The 15,373-nt window shown below is 42.5% G+C and carries 15 protein-coding genes and 1 pseudogene; all 16 read right to left on the bottom strand.

Annotated features, from left to right (window positions below):
* Positions 1-146: 146 nt before the first annotated feature.
* The 16 genes and pseudogenes from VCHENC03_RS18165 to VCHENC03_RS18220 all read right to left on the bottom strand — a co-directional run bounded on the left by VCHENC03_RS18165 (position 147) and on the right by VCHENC03_RS18220 (position 15,364).
* Positions 147-2,072 carry a diguanylate cyclase domain-containing protein gene (locus tag VCHENC03_RS18165; protein ID WP_009705259.1) on the bottom strand — a complete coding sequence of 642 codons (1,926 nt, stop codon included), beginning with the start codon at positions 2,070-2,072 and terminating at the stop codon, positions 147-149.
* Positions 2,069-2,608 carry a YfiR family protein gene (locus tag VCHENC03_RS18170; protein ID WP_032802370.1) on the bottom strand — a complete coding sequence of 180 codons (540 nt, stop codon included), beginning with the start codon at positions 2,606-2,608 and terminating at the stop codon, positions 2,069-2,071. Before VCHENC03_RS18170 ends, VCHENC03_RS18165 begins: the two co-directional genes overlap by 4 nt.
* A complete protein-coding gene (locus VCHENC03_RS18175) occupies positions 2,602-4,758 on the bottom strand; it encodes a TonB-dependent receptor plug domain-containing protein (protein WP_083481815.1) in 2,157 nt (718 codons plus the stop codon). The genes VCHENC03_RS18170 and VCHENC03_RS18175 overlap by 7 nt, the downstream gene beginning before the upstream one ends.
* A gap of 236 nt (positions 4,759-4,994) precedes the next feature.
* Complete coding sequence (locus VCHENC03_RS18180) at positions 4,995-5,405, bottom strand: hypothetical protein (RefSeq protein WP_009705256.1); 411 nt, start codon at positions 5,403-5,405, stop codon at positions 4,995-4,997.
* A 99-nt stretch (positions 5,406-5,504) separates the two neighbouring features.
* Positions 5,505-5,996 (bottom strand): hypothetical protein, encoded by a 492-nt coding sequence (locus VCHENC03_RS18185; protein WP_009705255.1) that lies wholly within the window; start codon positions 5,994-5,996, stop codon positions 5,505-5,507.
* Between the two features lie 8 nt (positions 5,997-6,004).
* Positions 6,005-6,580, bottom strand: a complete 576-nt coding sequence (locus tag VCHENC03_RS0125515) for an imm11 family protein (protein ID WP_032802368.1) — start codon at positions 6,578-6,580, stop codon at positions 6,005-6,007.
* A gap of 170 nt (positions 6,581-6,750) precedes the next feature.
* A pseudogene (locus VCHENC03_RS0125510) lies at positions 6,751-7,231 on the bottom strand (hypothetical protein).
* Positions 7,232-7,252: 21 nt separating this feature from the next.
* Entirely contained in the window at positions 7,253-7,819 is a 567-nt protein-coding gene (locus tag VCHENC03_RS18190) for a hypothetical protein (RefSeq protein WP_157621066.1), read from the bottom strand.
* A 78-nt stretch (positions 7,820-7,897) separates the two neighbouring features.
* Positions 7,898-8,251 (bottom strand): hypothetical protein, encoded by a 354-nt coding sequence (locus tag VCHENC03_RS0125505; protein ID WP_032802367.1) that lies wholly within the window; start codon positions 8,249-8,251, stop codon positions 7,898-7,900.
* Positions 8,248-8,775, bottom strand: a complete 528-nt coding sequence (locus VCHENC03_RS0125500; RefSeq protein WP_032802366.1) for a hypothetical protein — start codon at positions 8,773-8,775, stop codon at positions 8,248-8,250. The genes VCHENC03_RS0125505 and VCHENC03_RS0125500 overlap by 4 nt, the downstream gene beginning before the upstream one ends.
* Complete coding sequence (locus VCHENC03_RS18195) at positions 8,765-9,547, bottom strand: AHH domain-containing protein (RefSeq protein WP_009696480.1); 783 nt, start codon at positions 9,545-9,547, stop codon at positions 8,765-8,767. Before VCHENC03_RS18195 ends, VCHENC03_RS0125500 begins: the two co-directional genes overlap by 11 nt.
* A complete protein-coding gene (locus tag VCHENC03_RS18200) occupies positions 9,547-11,064 on the bottom strand; it encodes a PAAR-like domain-containing protein (RefSeq protein WP_083481814.1) in 1,518 nt (505 codons plus the stop codon). Before VCHENC03_RS18200 ends, VCHENC03_RS18195 begins: the two co-directional genes overlap by 1 nt.
* 149 nt (positions 11,065-11,213) lie before the next feature.
* Positions 11,214-12,005 (bottom strand): type IVB secretion system protein IcmH/DotU, encoded by a 792-nt coding sequence (gene icmH / locus VCHENC03_RS18205; RefSeq protein ID WP_005449458.1) that lies wholly within the window; start codon positions 12,003-12,005, stop codon positions 11,214-11,216.
* Positions 12,002-13,327 (bottom strand): type VI secretion system baseplate subunit TssK, encoded by a 1,326-nt coding sequence (tssK, locus tag VCHENC03_RS18210; protein WP_009705250.1) that lies wholly within the window; start codon positions 13,325-13,327, stop codon positions 12,002-12,004. Before tssK ends, icmH begins: the two co-directional genes overlap by 4 nt.
* Before the next feature lie 11 nt (positions 13,328-13,338).
* On the bottom strand, positions 13,339-13,839 hold the full coding sequence (gene tssJ, locus VCHENC03_RS18215) for a type VI secretion system lipoprotein TssJ (RefSeq protein ID WP_020195819.1): 501 nt from the start codon (positions 13,837-13,839) through the stop codon (positions 13,339-13,341).
* Positions 13,832-15,364, bottom strand: coding sequence for a type VI secretion system-associated FHA domain protein (locus tag VCHENC03_RS18220; protein WP_032802365.1), 1,533 nt, complete (start codon positions 15,362-15,364; stop codon positions 13,832-13,834). Before VCHENC03_RS18220 ends, tssJ begins: the two co-directional genes overlap by 8 nt.
* Between the last annotated feature and the right edge of the window lie 9 nt (positions 15,365-15,373).

The following is a 15,373-nucleotide window of genomic DNA, read 5'->3' as shown; positions in this document are numbered from 1 at the left end:
TTTGCGTAGACCATCTCATCATCAACACGAAACTGTTTGCACAACAAATAAACAGCATAACGTGCGTCACAATAAACAAAAAAGTATAATTAGACACCAGCTTGTGATGAAAAAATGGCCACACTAGTTAAGTGTGGCCTTGATGATTATTCAACCAGACATGCTATTTCATTAAGACAATGAAACTGATTTTTCCCGTTATTCTTGGCTAGATACATCGCCATATCGGCTTCATTGATTTTCTCGTCCAATGTCGAACCGTCTTCTCTCGACCAATAACTCACACCGATGCTGGCAGAGATGTCACACGTTACGTCACCAAACTGAAATGGCTTGGATAAACTTTCTATGATGCGTTGTGCAATAGGCTCACAACTTGTCGCATCCCTTACAGCAATCAAAAACTCGTCACCAGCTAAACGCGAAACTAAATCTCTGCGAGCGACGCAGTTCATCAAGCGTTGAGCAACGACTTTGAGCAGTTGATCGCCTATCGCGTGACCGTATTTGTCATTGACGGCTTTAAATCCATCTAAGTCGACAAACAAGATATGCTGAGAAGCACCAACATCGTGCTTTTCTTGCAGACGGCGCATTGCTTTAGAGCGGTTCGCAAGCCCAGTGAGCGGGTCATGATTCGCTTGGTAGTTCAAACGCTTCAATTCAATATCAATGGTGAGATCGGTAAAGGAAACCACAAAGGCTTCAGCTCTGCCCGTTTCACTCTTCAATACACGTACTTTCAACTCACAAGGCATCACCCGCCCTTGTTGGTTTTTGAGCTCTACATGCGTCTTGTAGTGCCCAGTTTTGAGTAATCGCAGTTTGACGGCCTTTGTGACTTCAAAAGGAGATAAAAGCTCTAACGTTTTTAATGCATCCACTTCACCAAACCATTGTGTCGCGGCGTGATTTTGAGTTTGAATGCCTAATGCTCGATTAAGCACCAAGATTGCGTCTTGGTTTTGATCGAACATCAGATCCAGTAATTTACGGCGTTGCTCGGAAAGCGTTTGCTCCGTGATGTCTTGCAACTGAATCAGACTGCTCTTTTCCGTGTCCATTGGATTACAAGAGATGAGATAACGTTTGGTCTTATCCAAACTGCGAACTTCAACGCCTTTTACCGTCGTATGTGTATCGATCGCAAACATCACTCGCTCAATTTTTGACAGAGGTTCAAAGCGACTCACGAGCAAGCGTCTGATTTCAGAGTTAACCTCCATGCCTCGTAACTCTTTAGACGCGATCGGGTTAAAGTACGTCACCCTATGACTAGAAGAAACCACCAGAACGCAACGTTGCATTGCATCGAGCGCACTGTGTATATAACGGTTTTTGTCCTCGACCCGTTTTAAAACCTGCGCGACCTGAGACTCACGCTCTGCCAAGCTCATGGTCATTTCATTAAAGCACTCTGTCAGCTTCCCTACTTCATCCTGATGGTAAACAGGCAGTGCTTTACGAATCACCCCGACTTTACTCATATGCTCTACAGAGCGATGCAGAGACAAAAGCGGCAAAGAGATAAGCGAATGCAGCAGCTTCGCCAAAGCCCATGCACACATAGATAGCAGCAGCACGATAACGCCAAGCGATAACCACATCTTGCGCTCATTGATGAGCAAGTTTTCTAACGATACCCAAATCTCTAGCGCGCCAAGCTTTTCATCACCTAAGACCACATCATAATGACGCATCACGACATTAAGGTGCGAGCACTTCAGGGTACGGCTTTGCCATTCACAGCCTTTTGGTAGATCTTCAATCGATGCGATGGTTTTATCATGTTGATTCACCACCAGCGCCGAGATCACATCGGGATCAAAACTCAGGTTAATCAGTTGCTCTTTCGCGGTGTATGAATCGTCAAACATCAAAGCTGCTTGAAGTGTATTCGCAACCCCCTGACCAAGAATATTGGTGCGACGCTCTAACGCACTCTCTTGAGCTAGGACTAGGTATTGAATAGCAAGCGTGCCAAGACCTATCACAATGAGGGTAATCATAAGCCAAGTTGGAAGCATCATTTTGTGACGCAGTGGCAATCGAGCGAGACGAGAGCGAATCATGGCACCACCTCATCTTCGACTAGAATCGAAATACTGAGCAGCTGTGCACGAAGCTGTACTTGAGTGGGTGCCACATGGCCGCGCGATACCATAGGGCGGATGCGGTTATTCACTTTCACAAATGCAACCATTCCTCCCATCAAAACAAACTGTTCACCATTGCTGATTAACAACGAATGAGGATAAGTTTCTCTCAGCGCTTCAATCTGGGAAGGCTTCGCTTGTGGAATATAAAGAATATGGCAAGTACTCGGCTTTACATCGCTCGACAGGTCATAGTAACGAGAGAGCTGAGGCTTGCGAGCAACAATGCGTTTTAAATGCTCAGCGACGGAATCACCCTCAGACACGCAATATTCTACAGGTGCAATAGACTTGCCTGTTGACCCCCAATCGGCGAGTAAAGCAAATCGGTACAAGTAGACCGCTTTCAAATCGGCATCGTCATATTGACCGAACGCGAACGTCGCACTCAATAGTGCCCATAAGGTTATGCCCCATTTAAAGGCCGAACTCTTCTCGAATCGTCTCACCATCTGGCGTAATCCCAATCTAGCGTCAACCAATACTGTGTGCCATTAGCAAAAGAGTTGTAATTGTTAGGAAACTCTTTGCTTTGGTCAGCCCCCAAGTTCTCGACCGACGCGGTAATCTCTGGCATACAATCGTTGTACTGCCAGCTTAGAGATGCATCAAAGGAAACGACTTCAGGCCAGTTGTAGTCTTTATTGGCAACAGACACTGGATTCAATGCTGACTCATAATCTTCATGCAGTTTCGATTCAGAAACATATTGGCCACTGACACTTACCCACCATTGCGGTGTGATGTCCCACATTACTTGTGCATTCACAAAGTGGTTTGGCTCATTTTCAATCATTCGTTTTACAGCATCATTATTCGAGCAGATGGCACCTTCACAATGACCAACAATTCGCTTATAGCTGTAGTTTGCGTTGATTTGGAGATCATCGCGGGGTTGCCATTTGACTGCGACCTCTCCACCAAAGCTTTCGCTCCATATAGGGTCAATCAGCTTCGATGTATATTGTTCCACCACAGTGCCAATAGTCCCCGGAGATGAGCCCTCCGCGATAATGTTTTGAGTCGCAGATTCAGTTTTATAAACGCGAATGTTTTCGTGTCGGGTGTAAAAGCCACCGATGCTGAATTGCAAACGATGCTCATCCCAAAAACGATAACCAAGTTCATACGTAGATACAGACTCGACATCCAAATCTTCATTGCCTTTAAGCAACGTACTGTAGTAGTAATCGTAATAGTTGTTATCGCTGAACATTACATTCTGCATGTATTGGTTTTCACGCAGATAAGTACTCAACTCAAGGCGTGACGGCGTCACTATTGCTTTACCCCAACCTGCCCAAATTCTTTGGTTGCTTGCAAGCTCATAACTCAAGCGAACTTGCGGTTGCGGATCGATATCATGAGTCAGGTTATTGTATTGCCAACGGTTGCCCAGCGTTAACTTGGTCTTATCCATGACGGGAATATTCCAGTTCATGTACACGCCATAAGACTGGTTCAGAAAATCAGGGTCTTCCGCTACACGTAAATAAGGCATTGTCACCTCATCACGCTTTGAAAAGGTGCCAAATTGCTCATCAATCAGGCGTACGTTGCCACCAAGGGTTAACTCGGTACCCCATAAATCAGAGAAAGTGTAATGTGAATCAAGATCGGTTCTGAAAAACTGGGCATTAGCATGAGTACTGTCGTTAGAGCTGTAGGTAAACCAAACTTCGTTTTCCCAACTGTCGCCATTGGCGCGATCAAAAATATGATGGCCCCCAACGAAGTACTCTTGCATCGTCATTTCGGTTTCAAAAGAACGCATAGGCTCTGCACCTGGCATGATGAAATGCGGTTGGAAGTTACCCCAGTTGTAATCTTCACGGGAACGAATGCCACCAGCCTGAACACTCAATGTATGTTCATGTTTCTGATAATCCAAACGACCACCGAGTCGCTCGGTATACACATTGAAATGCTGGAACGGCTGTACACGCGCTTCATCGCTGGTCCATGGCATGTGATCAACGAACTCGCCGTAAAGACTGTAGTTTGCGTATTCACCAGCAGAGCCCGCATGATGGAGCTGATATTCACTGTAATCGTAGTTTCCGAAACTGGCTGACACCTTCCCTTTTGCCGCACCGTCTGCTTCTTTTGTGATGACGTTAATAACACCGGTTACGGCGTTGCCGCCCCATACTGTGCCAACTGGACCGAGTACAATTTCGATCTGAGCAATGTTATCCATACTGACGGGGATTAAATCCCAATCCACACCAGAAGACATCGGGTTAAACACACTACGACCATCAACCATGACCAACATTTTATTGTTCAAGGTTTCGTTGTTGCCACGCACGGTGACACCCCAATCGTAATTGGAGTATTTCGCGACATGCAGTCCGGGTGCCAAAGATAACGCATCAGCCACAGAACGCGCACCAGAGCGTTTAATCTCTTTTGCGGTAATGACATATACAGACGCGGGCGTATCTGCAAGGGATTGCGAGGTTCGAGTGGCCGAAACAACCTTGGTTTCAGCCAAGGAGCACAATGGCATTTCGAGTAAAGAATCTAGATCATAGTTAGCAGAGGCAGGAGCAACAGCTCCAAACGTGGATGCAATCACGAGGTTTAACGACAAACGCATAGGGGTATTTCTCAACGTTTGAACGCAAAAAATGGTATTTGGGGGAAGAGGTTCAAACGTTAAATTACAGTGTATCTATATGAGTACAGTGTACCATTTGCCCTAATGTGGTTCATTTTAAACCAACGCCAATTACGCTGAGTTATTTTTGTCGAGACGATTAATTGATATGCCAGATAGTGGGTGTTGGGTGCAGAGAGTGAAAAAGCGCCTAAAGGCGCTTAAATAGAAACGTTTTAATTCCAAACGGGCTCGCCGTATTCTTCACAGCGTTTTTTATCATAGTATTCAATACGCCCACCTTTACCGACAAACTGCGCCTGCACTACCATTCCTGCATCCACAAACTCTCGGAAATAGTCGCATGACACATAAAAACTGCTGTCCTGAATGACTATAGGTACCCATTCGTAACCGCCGCTACGAGGTAAGTAAGACTTGAATACAATGACCCCGTTATCCGAAACCTCAATCGCTTGGTCATATTCATTAAGTTTGTAGAAACGCTGCCCATCAAGTTCGGCTTTCGCATATTCAATAGTTTCTTGAGTTGCCGTAGAAATCAGTGTTTGATTCGGCATTGTTTGACAGCCGACGACCGATGTTGCCGCCACCAACAGCAAAGTTAATTTCGTTGTTCTATTCATTATTTCCTAACCACTGTGGATTCATTAGCCACGTTCTCATCGTTTATTTGTTAGAGTTGTATCCGATTGAATAAAAGAAAAAGCGCCTTTCGGCGCTTATTATACATCTCTTATCCAAACGTCTCTGACGTCTTTTTTAAGAAGGTCGATCACACTTTGGTGAATGAAAACTAAGCCAAAGTCTTCTTCTAGTTTAAATATTAATCGTTCTTCTAACGGGATATTTTCTAATTTAGAGAAATCAAACTCTGTTGACTCGATGTCTAACCAGTTTAACTTGCCGTATTGTTTTTCTTTGTCCGTCAATTTATAAGTTTGATGGATGTAAGGCATACGATAATCTTCGTAAACTTTAATTTGTTCATCTGTTGGTTGGCTTGGAGAACAATCGACGCGAGCGTCTAACCACTCTACTCCGTGTACAACCAGTTTCTCTACTTCTGATGCAATATCACTGATGATAAATAGCTTCGGAGAAAAGGTCATTTCAAGCAGTAAGTCAGGCTCTACGGGTACTATTGGTTTAGGGGTTTGCTGGAATGGGAAGTTACCTAGGTCTTGTTTAGTTAGTAAATGATATTGTTCTTTCATTTTAAGCCTCAAAACTTTGGAGCAAGGTCATCAGTGCTAATCTTAGCTTTTCTCAAAGAGTCAAATTCTGCCTTAAAGTCAATCACATCAAACAATTCTTCACAAAAAAACATCGCCGTTTCAGCACCTTTTACTCGAAATGCTACTCTATTAGATAACGGAATTTGCTTTAACTTTTCTTCAGAAATAAATAATTCGTGGACTATCAGTTCGCCGCTTCTTGGAGAGATTTCAATATCTGAACGCTCTTCATCTAGTACATCTATAATATTATTGATAGCTAAAATGTATCGATTCTGTACTTCTCTACCCTCCAACTTCAGCTTCGAAGGATAATATTCAATACCAAAAGGGTCGAAACTCATTAAGATTTCAGCAAATGGACGACTTACAGATAAATCACCACAATCAACTATCGGTCCAACGTTTTTTATACTTCCTCCTTCACTATCCACCCACACAACAGGGTTTATCGATGAAGTTGGATGATAATGGTTTGTACTGTACAACGACTCTCTGTTATCTACAGAAACAAAGTTAACACTCGAAGAGAAGTAGTTTTCGGAGATCAATGAAAAATACATATATACCCTACTTTATTTTTGTTCTTTGATTGTTTTTAATCGACGACCACTATAGCAAAATGCTTTTACTTCTATAGTTCTAGGAGTATTATCTTAGCCATTAAAATGATTCATTTTCCTACCTTTAGACTCCGTCTTGTGACAAATAAAAAAGCGCCTTTCGGCGCTAATTATACATCTCTTACCCAAACGTCTTTGACGTCCTTTTTTAAGAAGGTAGGTCACATTTTGGTGAATGAAAACTAAGCCAAAGTCTTCTTCTAGTTTAAATATTAATCGTTCTTCTAAGGGGATATTCTCTAATTTAGAGAAATCAAACTCTGTTGACTCGATGTCTAACCAGTTTAACTTGCCGCATTGTTTTTCTTTATCCGTCAATTTATAAGTTTGATGGATGTAAGGCATACGATAATCTTCGTAAACTTTAATTTTTTCATCTGTTGGTTGGCTTGGAGAACAATCGACACGAGCGTCTAGCCACTCTACTTCATGTACGACCAGTTTCTCTACTTTTGACGCAATATCACTGATGATAAATAGCTTTGGAGAAAAGGTCATTTCCAAAAGCAAATCTGGCACTATTGGCTTAGGGCTTTGCTGGAATGGGGAGCCAGTCAAAGATTGTTTAGATAAAACTGTGTAGTTAGTCATTATTCTATTTACCTACTTACACTAGACTCGGGGCGTCTCTTCGGATGTATCAAATGAAAAGGCAACGATACTAGTACTTATTTTACCCTCCTCATCTAAACGGACAAGCGCTTCAAACAACTCGATTGAGAAGAACGTTTTTGTCATTCCGACAGGTTTAAAAACGTGCCTCTTGCTACCTGGAAGTTCCTTAATCTTTTCATCAGATAAGTAAAAACGGGTAGTTACGTCAGTCACTTTTATGCTTTTATCATAATCAACGACATCTACTAAGTTATCTACTGCTATTATGTAGCGCTCAGTTAACACTCCGTCTCCGGAACAGGTTAATTTTGCGGGATAAACTTCAACACCGTATGGGTCGAAACTCATAATTAGTTCAGCAATAGGCTTAGTGACATTAAAAGCGCCACCTTTGATTAAATCTAATGCTTCAATTTCATAGATATCATCATCTTTCCACACAATCTCACTTTTACAAGAAGTGGGAGTGAAATCATTATCATCATAGAAAGACGACCGACTATCAACGGAAGTAAATAATGATTCACCCTCGTTAAAGTCCTCATTTAGGTATGCTATTTGCATTTAAACGTGGAAAGCTCCAAATTTCATAACGTAAACAAGGTTGACAACCAGTACAAATACGATCAGTTATGTTAGAAACTAAAAATCGATCAAAACATCAAATTTGTTTGTAAATAGATCTTCATATAAGTCTTTAGAAATAAAAACATGCCCTTCTTCATTTACAAAAAATGAACTTTCATCTCGTGATATTGGTTCTAATTTATAATAACCAGACAAAAAATCATCTGGTTTAAAATAACGGATTGATATAACACTCTCAGTTAAATTAAGAGCATCAACATGACGTATTTTCCTTTTAACATAATCATTTATAAAAATACTTAATCCGTATGTTTGGGATATATATATATCCGGTTCAACTTTAACAAGTCGGATTTTATAATTATCCAAACTAACTAAGTCATCAATTTTAAGCTCTGTATAATTCATGACATTTCCCATTCAACTGACCAATCGGAAGCCTTTTGATACTTTGCATATGAAAAACTCTTAACAGAATTGATTTTCTCTATAATTGATTTATGAAAAAAAACAACGATAGCTCCATAAGAGGGCTTGAATACTAACCTTTCCTCGATGGGTATTTCTGATAAGAGATCAAAGTTAAACCCCTTAACTTCATCCTCTATATCGATAATATTATAACAATGAAGATAAACAAACTCTTTCTCTTTAATCTTAGCAGGAACAAGTGAGTTTTTGTATAGCATTAATTCTGATAATACCGCAAGAAAATCCAGGTCAAATAATATCTCAGTGTTGACAGAAACATCAAATGGAGCATCGATAGCGCTGAAACTCTTTAAGCTAATACATTCAAAGTTAACATGCATGGTTGTAGATATAGCTTTATCCATTAACAAACTAAATCCACGTTCATCTTCCATGTTCACTACAAAATTTACCTTTGAGTAGTCATTTGATAACACATAATATTCTTCACTAATTGGCATTATATACAACCCTTGAATTTTCTATTTCGTAGATAGTTAACAACCTAGAATGGTCACTTGTCATTAAGTCATTTTTATTAAATGGGTAACCGTGTGATCTTGTTTCACACTCTCTCCCCTCTTTCTTTAGACTTTCTTTTTCTACACCACCACAACCAATATTTCCTCTCAAATAATCAACTCCCGTTTTATGTAAAACGATCTTAAAGTTGGTTATATATTTCAATTTTATAGCTGATATGTAATCGATATTCAGTAATACTTTCTTTTGCTCTTCTAACGAATCACCTGGACATATCCCCTTACTTAACAAAAGTGAGATCATTTTTTTTATCAGCATTGATGATATTACATGATAAGAAGGCGAGTCTTCAATAGTCGGTATCGCATCACTAGTATGACTACTATAATGAAGAGGTACATTCAATTGGCAAGCGACTTGAGGAGACGTCGGTAAACCAACAATATTCCTCGGATGATTTACATTGTACTTACTGAGACGCAATAGTGTTTTATAGTCGCTTTTTAGTGTTTTTAGACTTGCCACTGATATAATGTGATGCCCTGTGATGTGACTTGATAATGCTTTGGAGTGCCACGGATGTCTATCTGGGTACTTGATACTTGGCTTCAAGGTCTTATTAGCAATAGACCAATAGTCTTTTCGCCCCAAGACACCTTGACTACCAATCTTAATGTTCTTAATTATCTGATTTTTGTTTTCTTTCTCGTATAGCTTTACAGATAAAAGCTTTGCCATTAGCACTGTCATTATTTTTTCCTAGAGCCTAGCCTTGCCTTACAAGGGTGGAGTTTGCTTTTCTTATTTTTGCCGCACAACTTGCATACATAGTCTGCTTTGTTTTTGTCCTCATTCGCCTTTGCGGAGTTCTTTCCTGACTGAGCAGACTCACCTGTATTGTGTTTTACTTTTGCTGGGTACGTTTTCTCGCCCTTACCTAAGATTCGAGCAAAAAGATCATCAAACTCGCCCATCGCTTCTTTTAGTTTGTCCGGTACCATCTTATCGATGATTTTTACCTCATCAGCTAACTTCAAGAAATACGCACCAAGCTCATCTGCGCCCATTCTGTTTGCGTATGAAGCCAACTCAGTTGCCACTTCAATACAAGGTTTTAGAACATCACTAACAATCTGGCTGGTTTGTTTCGCGTAATCCACCCAATCTAACGTACGCAAGAATTTTTCTGGGTCCCCTTTACCCATCCCCCTTAAAACAGCTAGTAAAGTATCTTTTGATGTTCCTTTACCGCCTTTTAGCGCAACTTTACACGTACCTTTGACCGCACTACCAAATGTAGGAACGCAACCGACAAGGGTAAGTGAAAGTGCTAACCAGTTTTCGGGCTTATCGCGCTCTTCCTCAGTCAACAAAGTCATAATGTTCGCAGATAAATCGCGCACGTCAGCGGCTTGGTCTACAACAGGAATCATCGTCAGCGCCGTATTGGCGATGATCTGCTCAACGGAAGCATCATCGTTGAAATCACCAAGAATCACGCCCCAAATCCAACTGGCGGCACCAGACATTCGCGTCCAAGCATTTTCCCAGAAGCCAACTTCACCTTTCTTTGTTTCTTCAATGATCAGTTGGGCGTTCGCACTTGGATTAAAGTTTGGGTTGGTCTTCGTTGGGACATTCGGCATAAAGTCTCGGCTGTCCTCGCCGTATTCTATGGCAAACTCACCCGGAGCAACGCCACCAACCGATGCTTTACCGTTGTTGTCTAGTGTTCCTTCAAATACGGCGCCAGATTGATCTTTAAGCGTGTAAGTTGCGCCTTGAACGGGTTCACCGTCTGAGTATGAGAGGTATAAGTCAACCGTATACGTCCCTTCCTGATCTTCCGTAACAGAAACCGATGGGTTTTGTGCGCCTCCCAAACACATAGTGTTGGCTTTGTTCATGGTCATTTGATCAGACAGGCGACATACGCCCTTGCCTTCAAACTTAACCGTTGGTGAGGCTGAAATGAATTTTGCTTCGGCTTCTATCGTGCCGGATGCGACGCCTTTTTTATCGCCGCCCGCGTCACCGGTACTTTTTGAGAATGTACTGCCTTTGATTGCGACACTGTTGCCACCATCCATAGAGATAGTCGTAGTGCCACCAGCAAGATCTGCTGATTTAGCATTGTTGCCATAAGGGATAGGAACGATCGGCTTGCCGACCTTCGTTAAACAAACATCTGGGAGCGTTGCATTCGCTTCACCACCTGAGCCTTTATGAACTATCGAAAGTCCATTTGCACCAACTGTTACGCCCATAACCAATCCATTTGAATTTTGTTGATTGAATAATAAAAGAGATCGCATATTGCAATCTCTCTAAATGACTAGTGAATTTCACTAAACCGCTAGTGACATTCACGATAAAGCTTAAAACTGGCAGAAGATCTCATTTCGAGATCTTCTGTTTATCGATACACTTCAAGCAATTGCTGGAACTTTAAATCTATAACGATGTAAGTCGCGGCATACATGATTGCGAAGGTAATCGCACTGATGCCTAAAATCAGTTTGGGTGAAATCACCCTTTTTAACGGTTTTTTGAGGTATTTGGCCTTAAGGTTAACGAGAGAGACTTTCTCTTGCTCTGCCAAACGCTCATCACGTACTAAGCGATAAATGGTATTGCCGATTTCTGCGAGCTTTTCGTTACCGCGTTCTTCACGGCCGTATTTGCCCTGAAAGCCAAGTTGAAGTAGTAAATACAGAAACTCGATAACGTGACGATACTTGCGTGGGTCTGCTTTTAAGCGCTCGAGAATAACGAAGAACTTATCGCCGCCGGATGTTTCGTTGTGGAACTCTGACAACAAACTGTTCTGGCTCCAATGGCTATTAGCGCCCCACTCTTGTCGGCAAACCGATTCATCAATCGCAGCGCACAAACAGTATCGGATGACCAAGATGGATGCGCGATCCAATTCCATTTCATTGAGCTTACGTTCACCTTTTCTTATCTCGCGAGCCACTTGTTCACGAAACGGCATTGGGTCATCGAGCCAAGGAATTGAAGACATACAAGACAAACTGGCGATCAACCATGAGAACTGATCGACCAAAGGATTGATGCCCATGTTTTCGATGTTTAAGTCTTGTACCGCGATGTTACGAGATAAGTCAGGCGCTGGCATCACCTCCATCGGTTTGCCAGGCTCTGGTTGGAATAAGACTACGGTGACGTCGGTTTCTGCATAACTCATAGACGAACAGCCCATAGTTGCAACGACAAGTTAGCAAAGTCGCCGGCTACGTGAACCGCTATCGCAGCAGTGTTTTTCAGTGCCGCCCACTCTTCGCCTGTCTTATCCAGTTCGAAATAGGTGTAACCCGCATGGTAAGGCAATGCTCGAGGTACAACTGGCATTGGTTTGATCTCGATACCCGGCAGTTGAAGGTTAATCAAGTCACGAATGTTATCGATAGAACCGATCTTCGTTTGGCTAACAAACTGGGTGTGAAGCACATCCAAAGTAACATCGGCTTTAACCGCAAGAATAAAGGTTGTTGTATCAATAATCTTGCTGTCTGGAATCGCTGCCGTTCTAATGCCGTAGTTTTGGTCTCTCAACGTGAGTGGCATTGCACGCTGCTCAGACATCACACTTAATGTCATCTTCGCACTATCAAGTGTGCGCGATAGACAGCTGGTCAAATCGCCGTGATTGTACTTGGTAAACTCAACTGGTCGACGAGATGCCGAACACAAAGTTGAAAGCTCTCCTTCTGCTTGAAGAAGAATGCGGTAAAACGATTCAGGATGAACCCCTTCAGCGCTTGCAAAGTGCCAGAATAATGGCTCGTATCGGTTTAGAGCTTGGAGCAGCATGAAATCAGAAACTGAAGATACACCTTGTTGGTCAACGACACCTAAGCGCTGAACGATAGACTCTGCGCGGTGTTTCAGCATAGAAGCAAACTCGGTTGCGAACTTGTTCAGTACGGTTGAAGCATGGATATCAATACAAGTCGGGATAAAGCTCTCATCTAAGATGACACTGCCATCTGGCTTCACTTCTGAGATCTTTAGAATTGGGATCGATGTGTATGCACTCTTGTCTTCGTGGTCGTACATCAAACAAAAGTTAAGCTTACCGACTACGATGTTTGCCATGTCTTCCGAATCATAGCAAGCGTCGACCGCTTCTTGCGATTCCATCGTGTAACGTGCGCCGTCTTTCTTGGTGCCGAATAGCTCTGAACGTTCAGAAGGTAACGGACAGCAAAGGTAAACCACTTTATCTGCAATCGAAGGATCAACGTCTTTTACTTCTGGCAGTTCAGCGAGCAGTGGCAGATCAAAAGGAGTTCTGTCTTGAAGAATGCCTTCAGCACGAGTAATACCAATTTTACCCAACGCCAGCAGTTGTGAGTTGATCTCTAAACGCTTAATTCCCCAATGTAGAGGCGATGCATTGGCGCTCAGCATGCTCGACAGTTTACTTTGTGAACGATCGAGTTGCTGAAAGTGCTGCGGCTTCATGAACATTCCATCTTGCCAAACAACTGGATTGTATAAAGACATGCTTTTATTCCTTAAAAGTAAACTTGTTCAATGCCGCGAGTGTTGTCAGAAATTAACTCACTGCCTTCTAACTTGAGTTTGATGTAGTACTCGCTCTTCTCTTCAATCACTTCGACTTTACGCCAAGAAGAGCCGTCAATATCGCGAAACGCTACCGAGAACCCAACGGCACGGGTCGCAGGGTCAAGCTCCAAGAACTCATGGATTTTTTCACCCGGTTGCATTTGGTATTCATAACGTTTGATGTATTCATCGCCCAGTGACGCTTTATCATTCTCAAACAAGGCAAAGAAATCTAAGCTTCGAAACAATACTGGTGATGTCAGTTCATGCACGCGCAAAATCACCGGAGAGGATTGCCCGCCTTCACGAACGTTAAGAACCGAAGAAGCCTCGATCACCAACTCGATTGAGGACGTTTCAGGTGTAATACCGGTTGATTCTTTAAATTGGTCCCACATGGAACAGCCGGATAGCAAAGCACATCCGAGCAACATCGCAATACTACGCATGGCTTCCCTTAATCGCTTTGGTGTAGTTTTTCTTGATCAAACCTTTCAACGATGTCTCATTCATTTGGCGACGGTTATTCGCATAGAACTCCAGATATTCACCCCACAATTTTGATTTGGTAATGAACATAGATTTACTTGCGACGTCGTTTGCAAACGTGACAGGGTCATTCGTTTCAGATTGCTCGATCAGCAACTCATTTAGTGCTTTATTAAAAATAATTTGGTGGTCGTTGATTTCATCTAACATCTGTTCGACCAACTCATTAGGAGACAGTAGATTCTGGCTGTTTAGAGTCAGCATCAATTCCGCTAGGTTAGAATCTGCTTCGCTTAAGCCCTGCTCACCTTTAAGTGACTCCACTTCATGAAGGTCTTTTTGCAAGTTGTCGATACACAAACGAAGACAGGTTCCCATTTGTTTAAACAGGAGTGCTTCATTGCTGATCAATTCGGGATTACTGATCCCCAAACCTTCATAGAAAGCTTTGCTAATGTCGGAAGAAAGTGTGCCTTCCTCAGTAGCGATAGATTCATTGCTGACGAAACCCACTTTGGTTTCCGTAACTTTTGATTCTTGCTGAGCAGATTGCGTCGAAGGAATAAAGGCTTGTGTTACCTCCTCCCATTTCTGACCAACTGGTTCTGTTCTTTGCGCCGATTGTTGGACTGGTGGTGGAGTCGGTTGTTCAAATTGTTGTGGACGAGATTGGTGTACTTGAGGTTGCACTTTCTCAGGTTGAGAGACAAACGCTTCAGAGTTATCTGATCTCTCTGAATTCACAAAATCTTCAGGGATAAAACTGTTTTCTCGACGAGGCTGTGTTTCTGGTTCAACAGATGCATTACTCGTGGCGGTTCCAGCCAACCAATCTTCTGGAATTAGGTTCGGAATATCGAATTCAGAGTGGATACTGAAGCTATCATCGACAACTTGTCTTGTGTTTTCGATTGGCTTAGTTTGTGCGGCCTCAGGCTTTTCGACATCACGGATAAGATGGTCATCTTCACGCTGCATCGAAAACTTAAGATGTGCAATAGGGTCATCGCTGTCCACATCGTCCTGTTTCGTTTCCATGAACAGATCTTCTAACGCGCCGACTTTTTCGTCTTCCTCAACGACAGCCTCACCCAAATTAACTAGCGGATCATTTGAGACACGTTCTGGAGCAATATCGGCAGCAATATCTTGAGCCGCAGAAACGTGCTCTAAAGAAACACCAATTTCGTACTGGCCAAGGGACACTACGTCACCATCAACAATCGAAACTGGTTGGTTTTTAAGGATCTTATTGCCGTTTACCATAGTGCCATTGGTTGACACATCACTGATGTAATATGTGTCACCATAAACACTAATAAGGCAGTGGGTTCCAGAGATAAAACGATTATGGTCAGTTAAAGGCAGTGTACAACTTGGCGCACGCCCTACTGAGCCACCACCTTCGGGCATTTCAATATGCTTAGCGCCCGTGTATTCCTCCGGGCACTTTGAAATGAATAGGACTAGCTGATGTGTTTGCATTGCTAAACC

Origin of the sequence: Vibrio sp. HENC-03 (assembly GCF_000305755.2) — a bacterium.
Classification (GTDB): domain Bacteria; phylum Pseudomonadota; class Gammaproteobacteria; order Enterobacterales; family Vibrionaceae; genus Vibrio; species Vibrio owensii.
This window is presented reverse-complemented; position numbering and strand designations above follow the sequence as displayed.